Origin of the sequence: Streptomyces sp. NPDC048389 (genome assembly GCF_040706335.1) — a bacterium.
In the GTDB taxonomy this organism is placed as follows: Bacteria; Actinomycetota; Actinomycetes; order Streptomycetales; family Streptomycetaceae; genus Streptomyces.
Genome location: NZ_JBEZKP010000020.1, coordinates 37,324 through 57,587 on the forward strand (window position 1 = coordinate 37,324; position 20,264 = coordinate 57,587).

The window sequence follows — 20,264 nt, forward strand, 5'->3', positions numbered from 1 at the left end:
TCGGCTTCACCTTTTCACCCGAATGCCCGAGGTCAAGCACCGCCTCGCCGTGCGTTCGAACCGGCGTGGGATCTCGGCGCCAGTCTCCATCCCTCACCGCCACGTTCCACGAATCCGAGTGAATGCAGCTCGTACAGCTTGCCGAGGGCCTCGTCCTCCGTCGTACCGGCGCCACGGGCCGCGTCCCGGACGGCGAGCGCACCCCCGGCCGGCAGCGCCTCGAGCACCCGTCTGCCGACCGGGTCCAGCAGGTCCCTGGGCACCACCGGGCCGCTGCGCGGCGGGGCCAGCTCCCCCATGTCGCCGACGAGTTCGATCACTTCCGCCGCATCGGTGACCAGCACGCCCTCGCCGCGCAGCAGTTCGTGGACGCCGGCCGACAGGCCACTGGTGGCGGGTCCCGGCACTCCCATCGTGCAGCGGCCCAGCCGCTGGGCGCCGCGTGCGGTGACCAGCGAGCCGCTTCGGTACTCGGCCTCGACGACGACGGTGCCCCTCGTCAACGCGGCGATGACGCGGTTGCGCATGACGAACCTGCTCGGCGTCGGATGATCCCCCGGCGGCAACTCCCCGATGACGAGCCCCTGTTCGACGATCCGTCCGATCAATTGGCCGTGACCGCGGGGATAGACGACATCGACGCCGCAGGCGAGGACCGCGACCGTGGCACCACCCGCCGCCAGCGCGCCGCGGTGTGCGGAACCGTCCACGCCGAACGCCGCTCCCGACACCACGACCCAGCCGCGCTCCGCGAGACCGGAACCGAGGACCGCCGCCATGTGCGCCCCGTACGGCGTGCACGCCCGTGCCCCGACCACGGCGACCGAGCGCAGCGCCCACATCCTCAGGTCGGGCCGGCCCCGGACCCACAGGCCGACGGGTCTCGCGTCGTGGAGATCGTCCAGTTGGCTCGGCCACTCCGCGTCGCCGGGCACGACGAACCGGCCGCCGACCGTCCCGATCGCCTCCAGGTCGCGCTCCGGATCGACTCCGAGGGCACGCGCCCGCAGTCCTTGCACCCGCCGCTCGCCGGCTCCGGGCAGTGCATCGGCCGCGCAGTCCTCCGATGTCAGCCGGGACAGCAGCTCCTCGGCGCCGAACTCACGCAGCCATCGTCCGCCCTGCTCGTCGCCCGGCTCGAGGATGCGGGTCAGGGCCGCCCGCGCCGTCCGCTCCCGTACGCCCGGTGGCCCGTGCGTGGCCGCCCGCGGCGTCATGACCCGCCTCCGGCCCCCGCGCCCGCCGGCACGCCTCTGGCGATGCCGGTCCGCATCTCCAGTGCCAGCGCCACGTCGGACGGTTCTGGCCGGTCCCGGCCGGCCAGGTCGGCGACGGTCCAGGCGACCCGCAGCACCCGGTCGAGGCCGCGGGCCGTGAGCAGGCCGCGCTCCACGTCCCGTTCGGCGGCCGCCAGGGCGCCGGGAGCCACCGTCCAGCGGGTCCGCAGTTCATGGCCGGGCACCTCGCTGTTGACGCTCCAGGGTGTGCCGTCCAGCCGGGCCGCGGCGCGGGCCCTGGCCTCCCGCACCCGGGCCGCGACCACTGCCGTGGACTCGCCGCGGCCGCCTTGGCCGAGGAGGTCGGACCGGCTCACCGGTTCGACTTCGATCCGCAGGTCGACACGGTCCAGCAGCGGCCCCGACAGCCTGGCCCGGTACCGCCGGATGACCGCGGCGGGGCATTCGCAGCCGGCCCCGTGGAGGCTGTGCCGGCCGCACGGACAAGGGTTGGCGGCCAGCGTCAGGAGGAACCTCGCCGGCAGGCGCACCACTCCCCCGCTCCTGGCCACCACGACATGGCCCGACTCCAGCGGCTGCCGCAGCGCGTCCAGCGCCTTGCCGGAGAATTCCGGCGCCTCGTCCAGAAAGAGCACACCCCGGTGGGCGAGCGAGACGGCTCCCGGCTTCGGCAGGCCGTTGCCGCCGCCCACCAGCGACTGCATCGTCGCCGAGTGGTGCGGAGCGCAGTACGGCGCGGTCCGCACCAGCGGTTCGCCCGGAGGAAGGATGCCCGCCACCGAGTGCACCGCCGTCACTTCGAGTGATTCGCGGCGGTTCAGCGGCGGCAGCACACCGGGCAGCCGCTCGGCCAGCATGGTCTTCCCCGCCCCCGGCGGGCCGGACAGCAGCAGATGATGGCCGCCGGCCGCCGCGACCTCCAGCCCGGTGCGCGCCCTGTGCTGGCCCGCGACATCGGCCAGATCGGGCCCTTCGCCCGGGGCGGCGGCCAGTCCCGTGCCAACGCCCGCACCCGGTACCAGCAGGCCCGCCAGCATGGCGTCGGGCCGGCCTTCCTCGACGCGTTCCTCGTCCGGCACCGGCTCGTCGGCGAGCACGGCGATCAGTTGGCGCAAGCTGCGCACGCCGAGGACCGAGACCCCCGGTACGAGTGATGCCTCGCCGGCGGTCCGTTCCGGCACGACGACGTGTTCGTACCCGGCTTCCGCCGCCGCGAGCACCGCGGGGAGCACTCCGCGCACCGGTCTGACCCGTCCGTCGAGCCCGAGTTCGCCGATGAGCACGAGGTCGGCGATCTGCCGCGGGTCGATCCGCTCGGCCGCGCCCAAGATCGCGCAGGCAACTGCGAGATCGTAACCACTGCCGCCTTTCGGCACGGATGCCGGGCTGAGCCCCACGGTCAGCTTCTTCTGCGGCCACTCGGCGCCCGAGTTCACCACGGCCGCACGGACCCGGTCGCGGCTCTCGACCAGGCTCTTGTCGGGCAGGCCGACCAACGTGAAGGCGGCCACCCCCGGCTCCAGGTCCGCCTGGACCTCGACCACCACGCCCTCGACGCCCACCAGGGCCACGGAACACGCTCGCGCGAACCCCATCAGGCCACCCCGCGGACATGCTCGACGACCGCGGCGCCGCGCCTGGGCAGCGTCACGCCGACGAGGTCGATACGCACACCCCCTGGCGGCGCGCCGCCGTGCCGCTCCACCCAGCACTCGGCGAGTCGGCCGAGGCGCCGTGCCTTCAGCGGTGTGATAGCGGCCATCGGATGCTCGTAGGCGCCGCCCCTGCGGGTCTTGACCTCGCAGACGACCACCGTGTCGCCGTCCCGGGCGACGATGTCGATCTCCCCGGCCCGCCCGCAGCGCCAGTTCCGCGCCAGCAGACGCATGCCGGACCCGGTCAGCAGCCGTGCGGCCAGGTCCTCTCCGTACCGTCCCAGTGCCCCCGTCGCGTTCATTTCGGCACCACCTCCGGCACCGACTCTGACGTGTGGGACCCCTCAATGTGGATCTTGGTCGAGAACTGTGGACAACCCGCGGCCTGTGGACAACCGCGTCACCCGCGGGAGTGGATCGATCAACCGCGTCACCCACGGGGAGCGGATCGATCAGCGCGTCGGCGGATCGATCAGCGCGTCGTCCTCGGCAGTGGATCGACGGCCGCGTGCCCGCGGGGTGGCTTCAGCTGCCGGGAAGCTCGAGGTCGCTCTTGTTCAGCTCCTCGATGTTCACGTCCTTGAAGGTGAGCACCCGGACCTGCTTGACGAACCTGGCCGGCCGGTACATGTCCCAGACCCAGGCATCGGCCATCGAGACTTCGAAGAAGACCTCGCCCTGTACCGAGTGCACCTGCATCTCGTAATCATTGGTCAGGTAGAACCGGCGCTCGGTCTCGATCACGTATTTGAACAGCCCGACGACATCTCGGTACTCCCGGTAGAGCTTCAGCTCCATCTCGGTCTCGTACTTCTCGAGGTCCTCGGCGCTCATGGCATGTTCCCCTTCAGCCTTGCGTCCCCCCATTGTGCGCCAGTCACCCTGGGTCCTCAGACGATTTCCGGGTCCAGGACCACCGGGACACTCGGAGGTCCCTCGTCGAGCAGCGTGCACAGCAGCCCGGCGAGCCTGGTCGGGTACACCGTCTCACGCGCCGCCGACAGTTCTGCGCAGGTCCACCACCTCAGGCCGCGGACGCTTCTCCGCTCGAGCTCCGTCAGCCCGGCGGGCGCGGTCGCGGTCCGGTCCGTGCGCCCCAGGAAGTACCACTCGTCCTGATCCCAGCGCCGACCGTCGAACGGGAACGAGCAGCGCCGCTGCCACAGCACCGGCCCCAGGTCCACGTCGGTGATCCCGGTCTCCTCCGCGAGCTCCCGCCGCGCCGCCTCCTCCCGCGTCTCGTCGCCCTCCAGGCCGCCGCCGGGGGTGAACCACCAGCCGTCGGCCGGGTCCGCCGGCTCGTAGCCGTGCAGGAGCAGGATGCGGTCCCGAGGGTCGAGGAGCACGATCCTGGAAACCTTGCGCAGCCGGGCCGGCGGTACCTCAGGCGACACCGGGTGCCGCCCCGTCGCGCCGCTTGCGTCCCCTACGGCCTGCCACCGGCCCGTACGCCGCCCCGCCGACGATCAGCACGGCGCCGGCCGCCACCGCCGCGGCCATGAGCTTGACCGGCCCGGGCCGGGACACCCCTCCCGGCAGACCGGCGAAGCCCTCGGGGCGTTCGACGATTCCGCCGTCCAGGGGCCAGGCCACGGCGTCGACCCTGGCCGAGACCGCGGAGCGGGGCACGGAGCCGTGACCGGCGTCCTGCAGGTGCGACCTCGAGTCGAGCGAGCCCAGGCGCTCGTCACCGAGCAGGAAGAGCTGCCCCTCGGGCACCGTTGCCGTGAACTCCTCTGACGCGGGCTGGTCGCGCTGCAGCAGATACGGTTCCTCGATGGCCTTGCCGTTGATGGTCAGCCGGCCGTTCCCGGTGCAGCACGCGATCTCGTCGCCGCCCACACCCACGACCCGCTTGATCATGGGCATGTCGCCCCACTGCGTGTCGCGGAAGACGACGATGTCCCCGCGGCGCACCTCGTCGCCGTCGATGCGCTCGGCCAGCACCCGGTCGCCCGCCTCCACGGTCGGCGCCATCGACTCCGTCGGCACGGTGTACGGCTGGTAGACGAGGGCTCCCCAGACGAACCCGCCGAGGAAGAGCACACAGCCGACGGCCACGGCCAGCCCCGACAGCGCACTGCCGAGCCGGCCGTGGCCGTCTTCGTCACGTCCCGTTCCGCCCATCCCGGCGCCCCCCACCTCGGAGATACGACCCCCGAGAGTCCGGTGCTCGGGAAGTCGGCGATCTGGGCGGCACCCTACCCGGCGGTACGCCCGGCGGTCAGCCTCCTGCGCCACAGCACGACCGGCACCGCGCCGGCCAGACCGAGCGCCGCGGGGGCGGCGGGCAGGGCGGCGGCCGCGGACCCGATCCCGGGCTGCTCGAAGGTGTCCGGCACCGGCAGGGTGGACCAGCGGTCCAGCGGCCACGCGACCACCACCGCGCGCCCCACGACCTTGTCGACGGGGACGAACCCCCGGTTCACGTCTTCCATGTGGTAGCGGGAGTCCTGCGAGTTCTGGCGGTTGTCGCCCATCACCCAGATCTTGTCGTCCGGCACCTTGAAGGGCCCGAACGGCATGTCGTCACAGGCCGAGCTGCCCGGGAAGACGTACGGCTCGTCGAGGGCCTTTCCGTTGACCTTGACCGGGCCGCCCTTCTTGCACTCCACCGTGTCGCCGCCGATCGCGATCGTCCTCTTGATGAGGTCCTTGTCCTCGGCGGACGGCATCAGGCCGATGAAGCTCAGGAACCGCTGCACGATGTTCGGCTCCGGGACGGGCTCGCCCTCCAGCCAGCCTCCCGGGTCGTGGAAGACGACCACCTCGCCGCGCTCGGGCTCCGACCCGAACCACGGAGTCAGCTTGTCCACCAGCACGCGGTCACCCCGCTGCAGGGTGTTCATCATCGATTCCGAAGGGATCGAGAACGCCTGCACCAGGAACGTCTTGATCAGCAGCGCGAGAAGCAGCGCGATACCGACGAGGAGCGGCAGCTCCTTCCAGAAGGACTTCTGCTTCTTCCGGTCCGTACCGCTGCCCTCCGAGGAATCGCCGTCGTCGCCGGGCGCCGGCGGGGGGTCGTCCGTCATGCCCGGGGGCGTCTCGGGAAGCCCGCGCCTCTCCTCGGGATCGTCGTGCCCGGACCGTGCGCCGACCGCCACGTCCCCCACATCCACTCCTCACGCCGTGCGAACCGCCTGTGCCACAGCAGGTACAGGCCCACCACTCCCATAACGAGCGGGAGTTCCGCAGGGGTCGGGAGCAGGACCATTCCGTTGTGGTCCTGGGAGGACAGGGTATTCGACGGCGACTGTGCCGCCGCCGTCCCGCCGCGCGCGTTGGGCACGGATGCGTACGTCTCCGGCTCCCCGAGCCGCCGCCAGTGGTCCAGCGGCCAGGCGATCACGACCGCCCTGCCGACGACCCGGTCCTCCGCAACCGTGCCACTGCCCTCCTCTTCGAGGTGGAAACGCGAGTCGGCCGAATTCGACCGGTGGTCCCCCATCACGAAGAGCCGCCCCGCGGGCACGCGCACATCGAACTGCATCGACGAAGGGACGTCCTCCGGGTGCAGATAGGGTTCGTCCAACGGGACGCCGTTCACGGTGACCCGGCGGTCCTTGTCGCAGCACGCGACCCGGTCACCACCGATGGCCACCACCCGCTTGATGAGGTCCCGTTCGTCGTCCGACGGCAGCAGCCCGATGAAGGTCAGAGCCTGCTTGACCTGCTTGACCACGACCGGATCGTCCTGCTCCGGCTGCTCCTCCTGCGGCAGCCAGCCGCCGGGGTCCTTGAACACGACGACGTCGCCCCGCTCCGGCTTGGAGCCGAACCACGGGGTGAGCTTGTCCACCAGCACCCGGTCCTGGATCCTGATCGTCTGCTCCATCGAGCCCGACGGGATCACGAACGCCTGCACCAGGAACGTCTTCAGCACCAGCGCTATGAGCAGCGCCACCGTGATCAGGAGAGGTACCTCCTTCACCGCGGAACGGCGGCGTCTCCTCCTGACCTTCTGTGCCAGTCGGCGCCGCTCGGCCCGGCCGGGCAGTGGCCGGGCCCCGTCGGTGGGCCGTGTACCGGTCGGCAGCCGGGTGTCCGCCCGGTGACTCGGGGGGCGCCCGCGGTTACCCATGGGCGCCGCCCGGGGGTGCGTCGGGTACGCCGGAGAACGCGTCGGTCGTCTGCAGGCCCGACCAACGGCCGACGGGCCAGCCGATCCAGTCCACCCGGCCGACCACCATGTCGACGGGCACCATCCCCCCGCCCGGGCGGCCGAGATGGTCCCTGGAGTCGCGTGAGTTGCTGCGGTGGTCACCCATGACCCAGAGCTTTCCCTCGGGGACGACGATGTCGAACGCCACTTCCGACGGCGCACCGTCGGGGTGCAGATACGTCTCTGCGACCGGTACGCCGTTCACCTCGACCCTGCGCCCCTCGTCGCAGCAGACAACTCGGTCACCGCCCACGCCAATCACCCGCTTCACGAAATCGGTCTCGGCCGGCTCGGCGAGTCCGAATACGGCGAGCCCTTCTCGTACTACGGAACCGACCGGATTTTCAGTCATGTCCTCCGGTACGAAGGAACCCGCGCCGTCGAAGACGATCACGTCTCCGCGCCGGGGCCCCGCATCGGAACGGTACGCCAGCTTGTTCACCAGCACGCGGTCACCGACCTGAAGCGTGGGCTCCATGGAGCTGCTGGGGATCTGGAACGGCTGGATCACGAAGTGGCTCAGCAGCAGCACGAAGACCGCGCAGGCCGCGCCGATCAGACCGGCCGTGCGCAGCGGCATCGCACGGCCCCGGCCGCCGCGAAGGGAGAAACGGGAGGTGCGGGAACGACGCACGGAGCGCGATCCCTCTTCCCCGGCCCCGTCCTCGGGGGTGGAAGAGTGATCGCGCTCCGTGTGCTGTGCTTGGGTGTCCATCGGGGGCAGAGCCTATCCGGCCGCCCTGTGACCGGTGGAACCGCAGCGCCGCCGCGGCTGTGAGCCCAGGCTCACTTGTCGCGCTTCTCCTTGATCTTCGCGGCCTTGCCGCGCAGCTCACGGAGGTAGTACAGCTTGGCGCGACGGACGTCACCGCGGGTGACGAGCTCGATCTTCTCGAAGATCGGGCTGTGCACCGGGAAGGTGCGCTCGACGCCGACGGAGAAGGAGACCTTGCGGACCGTGAAGGTCTCGCTCACGCCCGCGCCCTGGCGGCGGATGACGACGCCCTTGAACTGCTGGATACGGGAGCGGTTGCCCTCGATGACGCGAACGTGGACGTTCACGGTGTCACCGGGACGGAAGGCCGGGACGTCGCTGCGCAGCGAAACCGCGTTGACGTTGTCGAGCAGGTGAGCCATGGTGGTCTGCTTCCTCGCCGATGCCACAGGTCATCAGCGGAATGTCGTGTTGAGAAAAGGGTGCTCGCTCGTCGGGCGGGCGTCGTTCCCCCTGTGGCAGGGGCGCCGGCCGGACGTACGGCAGCGGCTCATTCTTCCACGGCCTGCGGCCTTCGCCAAAATCGGCCCCCGGGCTCCGGCGCCCAGCCCAGGATCGACAGGGTCTCCCGGTCCTTCTTGTCGAAGGCCGCCGGGTCGCAGCGCTCGATGAGGTCGGGCCGGTTGCGGGCCGTACGGGTCAGCGCCTGGTCCCGGCGCCAGCGCGCGATCCTGCCGTGGTGGCCGCTGACCAGCACCTCGGGGATCTCTCGGCCACGCCAGAGCGGGGGCTTGGTGTAGACGGGACCCTCCAGCAGGTTCGCCATCGCGCCGGGTGCGAAGGAGTCGTCCCGGTGCGACTCGGCGTTGCCGAGGACACCCGGCAGCAGGCGCGCGACGGCCTCGGTGACGACCAGCACGGCTGCCTCACCGCCGGCCAGTACATAGTCCCCGATGGACACCTCGAAGACCGGCATGCGGGTGGCGTACTCGTCGACGACCCGGCGGTCGATGCCCTCGTACCGCGCCGGGGTGAAGATCAGCCAGGGGCGCCCGGAGAGTTCGACGGCGAGTTCCTGGGTGAAGGGGTGCCCGCTGGGCGTGGGGACCACCAGGGCGGGCCCGTGGGCACCCGACTCGTAGCCGCTCGCCAGGACGTCGTCGAGCGCTTCGCCCCACGGCTCCGTCTTCATGACCATGCCGGGGCCGCCGCCGTACGGGGTGTCGTCGACGGTGTTGTGCCGGTCGTACGTCCACTCGCGCAGATCGTGGACATGGACGCCGAGCTGTCCCCGGGCGCGGGCCTTGCCGACCAGCGAGACGTTCAGCGGTTCCAGGTACTCGGGGAAGATCGTGACGACGTCGAGCCGCATCAGGATTCGTCCCGTGACGACGCGATCTCGGCCTCGGCCTCGTCCAGCAGCCCGGGCGGCGGGTCGATCACGGCCCGCTGCTCCTCCAGATCGATCTCCGTGACGATCTCGTGGACGAACGGGATCATCACCTCGCTGCCGTCGGGCCGCTCCACGATGAACAGGTCCTGCGACGGCAGATGGCTGATCTCGGTGATCCGCCCGACCCCGGTACCGTCCGCCAGCACCACGTCCAGGTCCATCAGCTGGTGGTCGTAGTACTCGTCGGGCTCCTCCGGCTGCTCCTCCGGGTCCACCTCGGCGATCAGCAGAGTGTTGCGCAGGGCCTCCGCCGCGGTGCGGTCGGCCACGCCCTCGAAGCGCAGCAGCAGCCGTCCGTTGTGCACCCTGCCGGTCTCGATGGTCAGCGGCCCGACGGCGGCCGGATCGGTGGCCAGCACGGCGCCGGGCCCGAGCCGCAGCTCCGGCTCGTCCGTGCGCACCTCGACGGTGACCTCGCCCTTGACGCCGTGGGCCCGGCCGATCCGCGCCACTACCAGCTGCACCTGAATGTCTCCTTCGATACGACTACGGGCCGGGGGGGCCGACGGCCCTCCCCGGCCCGAGCCGGCGCATCTATGAAAAAACAGCCAACTTGTTCAGTGGACCTGGTCCACGTCGACGAGGTCGACGCGGATACCACGGCCGCCGATGGCGCCCACGACGGTGCGCAGAGCGCGTGCGGTGCGGCCGTTGCGGCCGATCACCTTACCGAGGTCGTCGGGGTGGACCCGGACCTCGAGCACACGCCCACGGCGCAGGTTGCGGGAAGCGACCTGCACATCGTCCGGGTTGTCGACGATGCCCTTCACGAGGTGCTCGAGAGCCTCCTCGAGCATGCTCAGGCCTCGGTCGACTCGGTGGACGCAGCCGCCGAGTCAGCAGCCTCGTCCGCCTTCTTGTCGGCCTTCTTCGCCTTCGGGGTGATGGCCTCACCCTTGGCGTCGTCACCCTCGAGGGCCTTGGCGAAGGCGTCGAAGGAGGCACGCTTGTCCTCCTTGGCCGCCGGGGCCAGCAGCGGCTGCTCCGGGGCGGGCAGGCCCTTGACCTTCTGCCAGTCGCCGGTGAGCTTCAGGATGGCCAGGACCGGCTCGGTCGGCTGAGCGCCGACGGACAGCCAGTACTGCGCACGCTCCGAGTCGACCTCGATGCGCGACGGGTTGTACGTCGGGTGGTACAGACCGATCTCCTCGATGGCCCGGCCGTCACGGCGGGTACGGGAGTCGGCGACGACGATGCGGTAGTGGGGCTGGCGAATCTTGCCGAGACGCTTCAGCTTGATCTTGACTGCCACGGGAGTGGTGTCTCCTGGTCTTGACGTGGTTGGGCACACGAGATGCCACGTGGGGTTGCGGTACTCGGGATGCCCGATGGACGCGTCAGCCGGAGGCGAGAGGGTTCCTGTGCGGCTGTCGAGTACAGCTAGCCATTGTGCCACACACCCGCGACGGCTCTGCACCCGCCCGGGTCACGGCCCCGGGCGGGGCCGCGGTCCGCGGGCCGCCGGCATCACCGGCCGCCTGCGGCCCCGTGGGCACGGACGCTCAGCCCGCCGCGCCCACTGTCTCCGGGATCCGGAACGGCTTTCCGCAGCCCCCGCAGACGATCGGCGCCTGGGCCAGGACCGAGGGGACCACTCTGACATTGCGGCCGCAGTCGCAGACCGCCTTCACCCGCACGCCGCCGCCCGACGAGCCGTGCCGTGCGGCCGGCCCGCGGAAGGTGCGTTTGGTGTCGGAAGCCGTCGCGACCGTGTGCGCCTTGAGGGCACGCTGCAGCCGCTCGATCGTGGGGCGGTACCGCCGCTTGGCCTCGGGGTTGAGCGCGACCAGCGAGAAACCACTGCTGGGGTGCGGCTCTTCCACATGGTCGAGGCCCATCTCCTCGGCGATCGCGAGGAAGCGGCGGTTGTGGTAGCGGCCGGCGCGCGAGGTGTCACGGACGCCTCGCGCGGCGGCGATGCCGTGGACTGCCTCATGGAGCAGTCGCTCGAAGGAGAGCTCGGCGCCACAGGCGGACGAGGACTCTCCGATCAGGGATTCGGGCGCGGCAAGATCTGGCAGCTCGGGGTGGTGCCGCTGAATGTCGGCCCACGCCTGTGCCAGCTCTGCGGCGAGAACAGGTGGTGTCGTGCTCACGTCGTGATAACGAGCCGGAGGGCCGTCGGGTTCCATTCCGGGCCATCCGGAAATATTTTGCACGTACCCGTCAGTTCCCGTCACTTGCCGTTGATGCGCCCTGACGCGGTCGGGTGCGCCGATCTGCGGAGAATCCTCGCGGCTCGCACCAAGGCGGTACGTAGCGCCCCGACCTCTACGGGCGCCGGTCGGGCGCCGGTCAGTATGCCCGCGCCACGACCGCGACAGTACCGGGAGCGTCGTCCGCGTCGGGCACCGACCCGTCCTCCGCGACCAGACAGCGCACCGAGACGCCCTGCTCCGCGAGGTGCGCCTCACCCTCCTGGCCCAGCACCGCCCACGGGATGCGCGCCCACCCGCCGGCGGCGGCGGCCTCGGCCGCCTCCTCGATCGTGGCGACGTCGCTCGTTCGCGACTCGCGGCGCAGCCGGGACTGCTCGAGCAGCAGCGCCTGGTCGTCCTCCAGGATCTTCGGCAGCAGTGCGGCGAGCGACTCGATGCTCACCGGCTCCTTGCCTCCCGGGATGCGGCGGGCCAGCATTGCGGTGCCCGCCTCCAGGTCCCTCGGTCCGATCTCGATCCGTACCGGCACGCCCTTGAGCTCCCAGTCGACCGCACGACGGCCGAACGGGGTGTCCACCCGGTCGTCGACCTGCACTCGCAGGCCCGCGGCCCTGAGCGTCCCGGCGATCTCCCGCACCCTGGCGACCGCCTCGTCACCCTTGATGGCCATGACCACCACCTGGACCGCCGCCAGCCTCGGCGGCACCCGCAGCCCGCTGTCGTCGCCGTGCGACATGATCAGCCCGCCGACCATCCGGGTGGACGTGCCCCAGGAGGTCTGCCAGACCAGCTCCTGCTGTCCGTCCCCGGAGAGGTACCGGGTGTTGAACGCCTTGGCGAAGTTGGTGCCGAGCTCATGGCTCGTGCCCATCTGCAGGGCCTTGCCGTCACCCATCATCCCCTCCAGGGTGAGGGTGTTGATCGCACCGGCGAACCGCTCACGGGGCGTCTTGCGCCCGAGGAGCACATCGATACCGAGGACGTTCACCATGAAGTCCGCGTAGACGTGCCGGTGGATGTGGGCGGCGTAGTCCCTGGCGTCCTCATACGTGGCGTGGGCGGTGTGGCCCTCCTGCCAGAGGAATTCGGTCGTCCGCAGGAAGACCCGCGGCCGCATCTCCCAACGGACGACGTTCGCCCACTGGTTGATCAGCAGTGGCAGGTCCCGGTAGCTCTGGACCCACTTGGAGAAGTAGTCGTTGATGATCGTCTCGGACGTGGGACGCACCACGACCGGCTCGTCGAGTTCCTTGCCCCCGCCGTGCGTCACCACCGCGAGCTCGGGCGCGAAGCCCTCGACGTGCTCAGCCTCGCGAGTCAGGTAAGACTGGGGGATGAAGAGCGGGAAGTAGGCGTTCGACGCACCCGCGTCCTTGATGCGGGCGTCCATCTCCTGCTGCATCCGCTCCCACAGGCCGTAGCCGTACGGTCGGATGACCATGGTGCCGCGCACCGGTCCGTTGTCCGCCAGTTCGGCCTTGTTGATCAGGTCCTGGTACCACCGCGGGAAGTCTTCCGACCGGGGCGTGAGAACGGGTGCCTTAGCCATGGCGGGCATCGTACGGCGACACGGGACCTGTGCGTGAATCGGCCAGGTCGCCGGGGGCTCACGCCCCAGGCGCAGAAGCAGTGCCGCACAACCTCTGGACGTGGGGACGCCCGCGGAGTTCTCTGGCATACGGGGAAGCGCGGAGCGTACGCACACGGGGGCTGACCTTAAGGGCACAGACCGACCTCTCGGCGGATTGGGGCGCTTTCGATGACATCCACGCTCGTCCAGCACCGACCCCGCAAGGCGGCGGCATCCTCGGCGCAGGGAAGTACACGTGCCCGGGACTGGGCCGAGATCCAGGAACGCATGCTGGTGCCGCTCTACGAAGCGGTCTACGAACGTCTCGAAGTCGGCACCGGTACCCGGCTCCTGAGTCTGGGCTGCGGCTCCGGACTGGCCCTGCTGATGGCCAGGGCCCGAGGGGCGACCGTGACGGGCGTCGACACGGACCGTGACCGGCTCGCACTCGCACGGGAACGCATGGACGGCAGCCCGACGGCCCGGCTGCTCGACGGTGACGCCACCGCCGCGGCCGGTCCCGGCCGGTCCGCGTACAACCTCATCACCGCGTTCCAGCCGATCGGAGCCGGCACGGGCGACGCCGGGCGGCTGGAGAAGGCACTGAGGAACGCGGTCGCCCTCGCCGAGCGCGGGAGTCTGGTGGTGCTCACCGCTTGGGGCCCACCGGAGCGGTGCGCCACCGCCGGAGTGCTGGGCGCGGCCGGTGAACACCGGCGCGCCACCCACCGCGACGCACTGGAGGACGTGGCCGGGCGCGCCGGGCTCAACCCGGACGGCTCGGGCCGGGTCGCCTGCCCCTTCGGCTATGCCGACGTGGACAGCGCGGTACGCGGACTGCTGTCGACCGGGCTCTACGACAGGGCCGTGCGGGAGGGCGACCCGGCCCAGGTGGAGAAGGAGATCGAGGAGGCACTCCACGACCACCGGCGGCCCGACGGCACCGTCTGGATGCCCAACGTCTTCCGCTATCTGATCGCCCGCACGCCCTGATCCCCGATTGGGCAAGGGCCCCCACGCCCCGACCCCCGACCCCGACAAGGCAAAAGCCCCACGCCCCGACCCGGACACGCCGGACACGGCAAGGGCCCGCGACCGTGACGGTCGCGGGCCCCTCACTGCCTCGTGGGGTCAGCCCATGAACTTCTTGAACTCGTCGGGCAGCTCGAAGTCCTTGCCGGGCTCACCGGCCGGCAGCCCGAAGGCGCCGCCCTGAGCCGCCTGCTCCCGGCGCGTGGCCGCTGCCTGCTCCTCGGCCTTGCGCTTCATCGGGTTGCCGCTCTTGCGCTTGCCCTTGGCCTGCTTCTGCTGCTTCTTCTGCCGGCCAGGGCCACCACCCATGCCCGGCATCCCCGGCATACCGGGCATCCCGCCGCCCTGCGCCATCCGCGACATCATCTTGCGCGCCTCGAAGAACCGCTCCACCAGGCCCTTCACCGCGCTGACCTCGACGCCGGACCCCTTGGCGATACGGGCACGGCGCGAGCCGTTGATGATCGTCGGATCCTCGCGCTCCCCCGGCGTCATCGACTTGATGATCGCGGCCGTACGGTCCACGTCACGCTCGTCGATGTTGTTGATCTGGTCCTTCATCTGCGCCATGCCGGGCAGCATGCCGAGCAGCTTCGAGATGGAGCCCATCTTGCGGACCTGCTCCATCTGGGCCAGGAAGTCGTCGAGCGTGAACTCCTTGCCCTTGCTGCTCGCCAGCTTGGAGGCCATCTTGGCGGCCTCTTCCTGGCTGAAGGTCTGCTCGGCCTTCTCGATCAGCGAGAGCATGTCGCCCATGCCGAGGATGCGGGACGCCATCCGGTCCGGGTGGAACGCGTCGAAGTCGTCCAGCTTCTCGCCGTTGGAGGCGAACATGACGTTCTTGCCGGTGACGTGCGCGATCGAGAGCGCGGCACCGCCTCGGGCGTCGCCGTCCAGCTTGGACAGCACCACGCCGTCGAAGCCGACACCGTCGCGGAACGCCTCCGCGGTGTTGACGGCGTCCTGACCGATCATGGCGTCGACGACGAAGAGGATCTCGTCGGGCGAGACCGCGTCCCTGATGTCCGCGGCCTGCTGCATCAGCTCCTGGTCGATGCCCAGGCGGCCGGCGGTGTCGACGATCACGATGTCGTACTGGCGGCTCCGCGCGTGCTCGATCGAGTCCTTCGCGACCTGGACCGGGTCACCCACGCCGTTGCCCGGCTCGGGCGCGTAGACGGCGACACCGGCTCGCTCCGCGACGACCGAGAGCTGGTTCACCGCGTTGGGACGCTGGAGGTCACACGCCACGAGCAGGGGTGAGTGGCCCTGGCCCTTGAGCCACAGGCCGAGCTTTCCGGCCAGAGTGGTCTTACCTGCACCCTGCAGACCGGCGAGCATGATCACGGTCGGCGCGGTCTTGGCGAACCGCAGACGGCGGGTCTCGCCGCCGAGGATCGTGACCAGCTCCTCGTTGACGATCTTGATGACCTGCTGGCCGGGATTCAGCGCCTTAGAGACCTCCGCGCCGAGGGCGCGGGTCTTGACCTGCTTGATGAATTCCCGGACGACCGGGAGCGCCACGTCGGCCTCGAGCAGGGCGATACGGATTTCCCGGGCCGCGCCGTCGATGTCTGCCTCTGACAGGCGTCCCTTGCCCCGGAGGTTTTTGAAAGTCGCGCTGAGGCGGTCGGAAAGCGTATCGAACACGGTGGTCGCGATTCCTCGGGTCGGGGCCTGGTGGTCGCCCCAAGGGTATCGGGCCCCGGGACATTCATGCCCCCGCCCGCCGTGAGGGCGGACAGAGGCCCGATCACCGCACCGGCGCACAGCGTGCTCGCCGGTGTTCATGATCTGCCGAACCGAGCAACGCCGCCGCACGCCGACCAGAGCACGCCCTGGTCAGCGAGCGGCCGCGCCGCCCGTCACGGCCCTCACCGCAGTGCCTCCTCCACGCTCTTCGCCAGCGTCGCCGCCTCCGCGTCACCGAGCGGGGAACCGTTTCCGTCCGTCACGTAGAGGGTGTCCACCGCGTTCGCGCCCAGCGTCGAGACGTGGGCACTGCGGACCCGGACGTCCGCCCCCTCCAGCGCGCGCCCGATCCTGTGCAGCAGGCCGGGGGCGTCATGGGCGCGGACCTCGATGACCGTGGCCAGGCGGGACCCGGCCGGGGCGACCGTCACGCGCGGCGGCGGGGCCTTCACGCCGCGACGCCGCGGGTAGGCGGCCTCCCGTTCGGCGAGACGGCCGCGGATGTCCAGGGAGCCGTCGAGTGCGCGTACCAGGTCCACGCGGAGCCGGGCGGCCTGTGGCAGAGAGCCGTACTCGGCCGCCACGCGCCAGTTCAGTACCAGCACGGCCCCGTGGCCCACCTCGCTCGGCAGCTCGACCGCCCGCAGGTCCGCCGCGCGGACGGTGAGCCGGTGCAGCGCGAGGACTCCGGCGACCGCGGGCAGCACGCCCGGCTGGTCGGGCAGGGCGATGAGCAGTTCGACGCCCACGGGCTCCGGTCCGCCGTCCTCCGCCGGGGCCTCGGGCTGGGCGTGCAGGGCGAGCACGGGTTCCCCGGTGCGCAGGGCCTCGACCGCGAGGCGTTCCTGCTCGGCGCTGGGGGCGGCCTGGTCCGGTTCAGGCGGGACGTCTCCGGCGAGTACGGCCGCCACGCGCCGTACGAGATCCGCGACGAGCGAGCCGCGCCACGACGACCAGGCCGCCGGGCCGGTCGCGAGGGCGTCCGCCTCGGTCAGGGCGTGCAGCAGTTCCAGGGTGGAGGCGGACCCGACGACCGAAGCGACGGAGTCGACGGTCGCGGGGTCGTCGAGATCGCGGCGGGTCGCCGTGTCGACGAGCAGCAGGTGGTAACGGACGAGGGTCGCGATGACGCCGACGTCGGCGCGGTCGAAGCCGATCCGACCGGCGACGTCTCGGGCGATGGTCTCGCCGGCGACGGAGTGGTCACCGGGCCAGCCCTTGCCGATGTCGTGCAGCAGGGCCGCGACCAGCAGCAGGTCGGGGCGGCCGACGTGGCGGGTGAGTTCGGACGCCTTGACGGCGGTCTCGACGAGGTGCCGGTCGACGGTCCAGGTGTGCACGGCGTTGCGTTGGGGCCGGCAACGGACGCGTTCCCAGTCGGGAACGAGCCGGGTGATCAGGCCCTCCGCCTCCAGCGCCTCCCACACGGCGACGGTCGGCTCCCCGGCGCCGAGCAGGGTGACGAGCTCCTCACGGGCCTCAGCGGGCCACGGCACGGGCAGTGGCCTGGCGGCCATGGCCTCACCGAGGCGCCGGACGGCGTGCCGGGAGATCGGCAGGCCCGCCTGGGCCGCCGCGGCGGCGGCACGCAGCGGCAGGACCGGGTCGCGTTCGGGCCGTGCGGTGCGGGCGAGGACCGCCTCGCCGTCGAGTTCGACGACGCCCTCCGCGAGGGGGGTGCGTTCGGGTTGCGGCGCCCGGCCCCCGAGCATGGCCCTCAGCCTCGGCCGGACGGCGCGGGAACGCAGCACGCGGCCGACCTCGCGCCAGGTGACGTCGGTGGCGTACGAGACGGTCCGTGCCGCCTCGTACACCTGGCGGAGCAGAGCGTCGGCGTCGAGGAGGCCGAGTTCGGCGGCGACCTGGTCCTGTTCCTGGAGGGCGAGGCGGTCGGTGGCGCGGCCGGTGGTGAGGTGGAGTGCGTCGCGTACGTCGAGCAGGGTGCGGCGGGCCTCGGCGAGTCCTTCGCGCGGGGCGTCGGCGAGCCAGGAGGCGGCGACGGCACGCAGCGCGGTGACGTCGCGCAGTCCGCCGCGGGCCTCTTTGAGGTCGGGTTCGAGGAGGTACTGCAGTTCGCCCTGGCGGGCGGCCCGGTCCCGGCAGAGTTCGTCGAGTTCGGGCAGGCGCCTGGGCGCCTGGTTGCGCCAGTCCGCGAGGACGGCTGTGCGCAGGGAGGCGACGAGCCCCAGGTCGCCGGCGACGGGCCGGGCGTCGAGCAGCCCGAGCTGCACCTTGAGGTCCTCGCCGGCGGTCTTGCGGGCCTCAGCGGGAGTACGCACGGAGTGGTCGAGTGCGAGGCCCAGATCCCAGACGGGGTACCAGATCCGGTCGGCGATCGCGGCGACGGCGGCCGGGGACGCGCTGCCGTCGTGGAGCAGCAGGAGGTCGAGATCGCTGCGTGGGGAGAGCTCGCCGCGGCCGTAGCCCCCGACGGCGACGAGGGCGGCGCCCCGTACGCCCAGTTCCTGCGCGGCCGTGGCGAACAGCGCTGACAGCCATGCGTCGGTGAGCCGGGCGAGGGCCGCACGGCGCGGCGGCCCGGACCGCTCCTTCCCGGTGAGAAGGAGCAGCCGGGCCGCCGCGTAGCCGCCGGGTCCTGTGTCTTCCGCTTCGTTGGTCACGTCCAGGGTCACCCGGCAGCTCCCTCTTTCTGTGTCCGCTCGCCTCGGGGCGTGCCCCCTGTCGACGCTTCTCGACGCTGCGCTCGCTCGTGGTCGCTCGGTCTCGTCGCACTTTCGACGGGGGCGCGCCCTTGGGCTCGCTCACTTCGTGCCGGAATGGTTCAGAGGGCGTCCGGGCCGCGCTCACCCGTCCGCACGCGTACCGCCGTGTCGACCGGGACGCTCCAGACCTTGCCGTCGCCGATCTTTCCGGTGCGGGCGGCCTTGACGACGACGTCCACGAGCTGTTCCGCGTCGTCGTCCTCGACCAGCACCTCGATGCGGATCTTCGGGACGAGGTCGACGGTGTACTCGGCACCCCGGTAGACCTCGGTGTGGCCGCGCTGCCGGCCGTAGCCGCTGGCCTCCGTGACGGTGAGCCCCTGGACGCCGAACGCCTGCAGAGCCTCCTTGATCTCGTCCAGCCGGTGCGGCTTCACGACTGCGGTGATGAGCTTCATGCGTCCACCTTCTTGTTCGCTGCGGCTGCCACGGCCTCGCCCGTCGCGGGCGCGGCCTTGCGGGAGCCGGCGCCGCCGCCCGCCCCGCTGAAGTCGTACGCGGTCTCCGCGTGCTCGTCCTGGTCGATGCCGGAGACCTCGACGTCCTCGTCGACCCTCATGCCGATGGTCTTGTCGAGGACGAAGGCCAGGACGGCGGAGACCACCAGAGAGTAGGCGAGTACCGCGAAGACGCCGACCGCCTGCTTGCCGAGCTGGTCGAGGCCGCCGCCGTAGAAGAGGCCCTTGGCGTCGGACTGGACACCGCCGGTGGCGAAGAGGCCGACCAGCAGGGAGCCGACGACACCGCCGACGAGGTGGACGCCGACGACGTCGAGCGAGTCGTCGTAACCGAACTTGAACTTGAGTCCCACCGCCATGGCGCACAGCAGACCGGAGACGGCGCCGACGGCGATCGCGCCGAGCGGGGAGACGGAACCGCCCGCCGGAGTGATGGCGACGAGGCCGGCGACCGCGCCGGAGGCGGCACCGAGGGTGGTGAAGGCGCCGTGGCGGATCTTCTCGTAGATGAGCCAGGCGAGCATGGCGGCGGCGGTGGCGACCTGGGTGTTGACGAACATCACCGCGCCGACGCCGTCGTCGTTGCCCAGCCACGAGCCGGCGTTGAAGCCGAACCAGCCGAACCACAGGAGCGCCGCGCCCAGCATGACCAGCGGGAGGCTGTGCGGACGCATCGGGTCCTTCTTGAAGCCGACGCGCTTGCCGATGACGAGGATGACACCGAGGGCCGCGGCTCCGGCGTTGATGTGGACGGCCGTGCCGCCGGCGAAGTCGATGACACCCATCTCGAAGAGCCAGCCGCCGGAGCCCCACACCCAGTGCGCGACCGGGAAGTAGACGACGGTGGCCCACAGGGTGATGAACAGCGCCCAGGCGGTGAACTTGACGCGATCGGCGAGGGCGCCGCTGATCAGCGCCGGTGTGATGATGGCGAACATCAGCTGGAACACGGCGAAGACGAAGACGGGAATGGTGTAGCCGTCCCAGAGCTCGTTGACACCGATGTTGCCGAGGCCGACGTAGTCCGAGCTCCATCCGACGACGGAGCCGATGTCGGTGCCGAAGGCCATGCTGAAGCCGTAGAGCACCCACAGGATGGTGACGATCCCGAGGCTGATGAAGCTCATCATCAGCATGTTCAGGGTGCTCTTGACGCGGACCATGCCTCCGTAGAAGAAGGCAAGACCTGGTGTCATGAGCATCACCAGGGCGGAACAGATGAGCATGAACCCTGTGTTGGCGGCAGACAGCTCTGGGGCGTCTGCGGCAAGGGTCGAGATGCCTGGGGGCATCGGCGTCTCCTCGTCGTCGTGCGGCCGCGTGCGGGCGGAGCCTCGGCGGACTGTGGGCGGGGCCGTTATGCCGCATGAGACTGGCGGAGCGCCGTTTCCACAGATGCCGCAC

The 20,264-nt window shown here is 71.0% G+C and carries 20 protein-coding genes and 1 pseudogene; 1 reads left to right on the plus strand and 20 read right to left on the minus strand.

The genetic code is table 11. The features are described 5' to 3' along the window. Positions 1–32 precede the first annotated feature (32 nt). The 16 genes and pseudogenes from dprA to proS all read right to left on the minus strand — a co-directional run bounded on the left by dprA (position 33) and on the right by proS (position 12,934). The gene (dprA, locus tag AB0903_RS16455; protein ID WP_366703278.1) at positions 33–1,217 is read right to left on the minus strand and encodes a DNA-processing protein DprA; all 1,185 of its coding nucleotides are present in this window, start codon (positions 1,215–1,217) and stop codon (positions 33–35) included. Continuing rightward, positions 1,214–2,833, minus strand: coding sequence for a YifB family Mg chelatase-like AAA ATPase (locus AB0903_RS16460; RefSeq protein ID WP_366703280.1), 1,620 nt, complete (start codon positions 2,831–2,833; stop codon positions 1,214–1,216). Before AB0903_RS16460 ends, dprA begins: the two co-directional genes overlap by 4 nt. Next, positions 2,833–3,195: a YraN family protein gene (locus AB0903_RS16465; RefSeq protein ID WP_366703282.1), complete on the minus strand. Its 363-nt coding sequence runs from the start codon at positions 3,193–3,195 to the stop codon at positions 2,833–2,835. The genes AB0903_RS16460 and AB0903_RS16465 overlap by 1 nt, the downstream gene beginning before the upstream one ends. A 223-nt stretch (positions 3,196–3,418) precedes the next feature. Continuing rightward, positions 3,419–3,727 (minus strand): DUF2469 domain-containing protein, encoded by a 309-nt coding sequence (locus tag AB0903_RS16470; protein WP_005311352.1) that lies wholly within the window; start codon positions 3,725–3,727, stop codon positions 3,419–3,421. A gap of 56 nt (positions 3,728–3,783) precedes the next feature. Then, complete coding sequence (locus tag AB0903_RS16475) at positions 3,784–4,287, minus strand: NUDIX hydrolase (RefSeq protein ID WP_366703284.1); 504 nt, start codon at positions 4,285–4,287, stop codon at positions 3,784–3,786. Continuing rightward, positions 4,277–5,020 carry a signal peptidase I gene (lepB, locus tag AB0903_RS16480; RefSeq protein ID WP_366703285.1) on the minus strand — a complete coding sequence of 248 codons (744 nt, stop codon included), beginning with the start codon at positions 5,018–5,020 and terminating at the stop codon, positions 4,277–4,279. The genes AB0903_RS16475 and lepB (AB0903_RS16480) overlap by 11 nt, the downstream gene beginning before the upstream one ends. A 74-nt stretch (positions 5,021–5,094) precedes the next feature. Continuing rightward, on the minus strand, positions 5,095–6,000 hold the full coding sequence (gene lepB, locus AB0903_RS16485) for a signal peptidase I (RefSeq protein ID WP_366703287.1): 906 nt from the start codon (positions 5,998–6,000) through the stop codon (positions 5,095–5,097). Further along, positions 5,930–6,977 (minus strand): annotated as a pseudogene (gene lepB / locus AB0903_RS16490) (signal peptidase I); the annotation flags it as partial. The gene lepB (AB0903_RS16485) and the pseudogene lepB (AB0903_RS16490), both read right to left, overlap by 71 nt. Beyond that, a complete protein-coding gene (gene lepB, locus AB0903_RS16495; protein ID WP_366703289.1) occupies positions 6,970–7,773 on the minus strand; it encodes a signal peptidase I in 804 nt (267 codons plus the stop codon). The gene lepB (AB0903_RS16495) and the pseudogene lepB (AB0903_RS16490), both read right to left, overlap by 8 nt. A gap of 71 nt (positions 7,774–7,844) precedes the next feature. Next, positions 7,845–8,195: a 50S ribosomal protein L19 gene (gene rplS, locus AB0903_RS16500; RefSeq protein ID WP_366703291.1), complete on the minus strand. Its 351-nt coding sequence runs from the start codon at positions 8,193–8,195 to the stop codon at positions 7,845–7,847. 128 nt (positions 8,196–8,323) lie between these two features. Then, positions 8,324–9,145 carry a tRNA (guanosine(37)-N1)-methyltransferase TrmD gene (gene trmD, locus AB0903_RS16505; RefSeq protein ID WP_366703293.1) on the minus strand — a complete coding sequence of 274 codons (822 nt, stop codon included), beginning with the start codon at positions 9,143–9,145 and terminating at the stop codon, positions 8,324–8,326. After that, positions 9,145–9,690, minus strand: a complete 546-nt coding sequence (rimM, locus tag AB0903_RS16510; protein WP_366703295.1) for a ribosome maturation factor RimM — start codon at positions 9,688–9,690, stop codon at positions 9,145–9,147. The genes trmD and rimM overlap by 1 nt, the downstream gene beginning before the upstream one ends. 93 nt (positions 9,691–9,783) lie before the next feature. Further along, the gene (locus tag AB0903_RS16515; protein WP_018850017.1) at positions 9,784–10,023 is read right to left on the minus strand and encodes an RNA-binding protein; all 240 of its coding nucleotides are present in this window, start codon (positions 10,021–10,023) and stop codon (positions 9,784–9,786) included. Positions 10,024–10,025: 2 nt separating this feature from the next. Beyond that, on the minus strand, positions 10,026–10,478 hold the full coding sequence (gene rpsP / locus AB0903_RS16520) for a 30S ribosomal protein S16 (protein WP_366703297.1): 453 nt from the start codon (positions 10,476–10,478) through the stop codon (positions 10,026–10,028). Positions 10,479–10,728: 250 nt separating this feature from the next. Beyond that, entirely contained in the window at positions 10,729–11,322 is a 594-nt protein-coding gene (locus AB0903_RS16525; RefSeq protein WP_356895622.1) for a hypothetical protein, read from the minus strand. A 199-nt stretch (positions 11,323–11,521) separates the two neighbouring features. After that, complete coding sequence (proS, locus tag AB0903_RS16530; protein WP_366703299.1) at positions 11,522–12,934, minus strand: proline--tRNA ligase; 1,413 nt, start codon at positions 12,932–12,934, stop codon at positions 11,522–11,524. Between the two features lie 210 nt (positions 12,935–13,144). Here proS and AB0903_RS16535 point away from each other — a divergent pair, with 210 nt between their 5' ends. After that, positions 13,145–13,948, plus strand: a complete 804-nt coding sequence (locus AB0903_RS16535; protein WP_366703301.1) for a methyltransferase domain-containing protein — start codon at positions 13,145–13,147, stop codon at positions 13,946–13,948. Positions 13,949–14,086: 138 nt separating this feature from the next. Here AB0903_RS16535 and ffh read toward each other — a convergent pair whose 3' ends face one another. The 4 genes from ffh to AB0903_RS16555 all read right to left on the minus strand — a co-directional run bounded on the left by ffh (position 14,087) and on the right by AB0903_RS16555 (position 20,152). Then, positions 14,087–15,637 (minus strand): signal recognition particle protein, encoded by a 1,551-nt coding sequence (gene ffh, locus AB0903_RS16540; RefSeq protein ID WP_366703303.1) that lies wholly within the window; start codon positions 15,635–15,637, stop codon positions 14,087–14,089. Positions 15,638–15,861: 224 nt separating this feature from the next. Next, positions 15,862–18,312, minus strand: a complete 2,451-nt coding sequence (locus tag AB0903_RS16545; RefSeq protein ID WP_366703305.1) for a [protein-PII] uridylyltransferase — start codon at positions 18,310–18,312, stop codon at positions 15,862–15,864. A 149-nt stretch (positions 18,313–18,461) separates the two neighbouring features. After that, positions 18,462–18,800, minus strand: coding sequence for a P-II family nitrogen regulator (locus AB0903_RS16550; protein ID WP_150493276.1), 339 nt, complete (start codon positions 18,798–18,800; stop codon positions 18,462–18,464). Further along, positions 18,797–20,152: an ammonium transporter gene (locus AB0903_RS16555; protein ID WP_366703307.1), complete on the minus strand. Its 1,356-nt coding sequence runs from the start codon at positions 20,150–20,152 to the stop codon at positions 18,797–18,799. The genes AB0903_RS16550 and AB0903_RS16555 overlap by 4 nt, the downstream gene beginning before the upstream one ends. Positions 20,153–20,264 lie beyond the last annotated feature (112 nt).

Excerpts from the sequence above, each read along its gene's own strand:
- dprA (WP_366703278.1), bottom strand. The coding sequence starts at position 1,217 with ATGACGCCGCGGGCGGCCACGCACGGGCCACCGGGCGTACGGGAGCGG.
- AB0903_RS16460 (WP_366703280.1), bottom strand. The coding sequence starts at position 2,833 with ATGGGGTTCGCGCGAGCGTGTTCCGTGGCCCTGGTGGGCGTCGAGGGC.
- AB0903_RS16465 (WP_366703282.1), bottom strand. The coding sequence starts at position 3,195 with ATGAACGCGACGGGGGCACTGGGACGGTACGGAGAGGACCTGGCCGCA.
- AB0903_RS16470 (WP_005311352.1), bottom strand. The coding sequence starts at position 3,727 with ATGAGCGCCGAGGACCTCGAGAAGTACGAGACCGAGATGGAGCTGAAG.
- lepB (WP_366703285.1), bottom strand. The coding sequence starts at position 5,020 with ATGGGCGGAACGGGACGTGACGAAGACGGCCACGGCCGGCTCGGCAGT.
- lepB (WP_366703289.1), bottom strand. The coding sequence starts at position 7,773 with ATGGACACCCAAGCACAGCACACGGAGCGCGATCACTCTTCCACCCCC.
- rplS (WP_366703291.1), bottom strand. The coding sequence starts at position 8,195 with ATGGCTCACCTGCTCGACAACGTCAACGCGGTTTCGCTGCGCAGCGAC.
- trmD (WP_366703293.1), bottom strand. The coding sequence starts at position 9,145 with ATGCGGCTCGACGTCGTCACGATCTTCCCCGAGTACCTGGAACCGCTG.
- AB0903_RS16515 (WP_018850017.1), bottom strand. The coding sequence starts at position 10,023 with ATGCTCGAGGAGGCTCTCGAGCACCTCGTGAAGGGCATCGTCGACAAC.
- proS (WP_366703299.1), bottom strand. The coding sequence starts at position 12,934 with ATGGCTAAGGCACCCGTTCTCACGCCCCGGTCGGAAGACTTCCCGCGG.
- AB0903_RS16535 (WP_366703301.1), top strand. The coding sequence starts at position 13,145 with ATGACATCCACGCTCGTCCAGCACCGACCCCGCAAGGCGGCGGCATCC.
- AB0903_RS16550 (WP_150493276.1), bottom strand. The coding sequence starts at position 18,800 with ATGAAGCTCATCACCGCAGTCGTGAAGCCGCACCGGCTGGACGAGATC.
- AB0903_RS16555 (WP_366703307.1), bottom strand. The coding sequence starts at position 20,152 with ATGCCCCCAGGCATCTCGACCCTTGCCGCAGACGCCCCAGAGCTGTCT.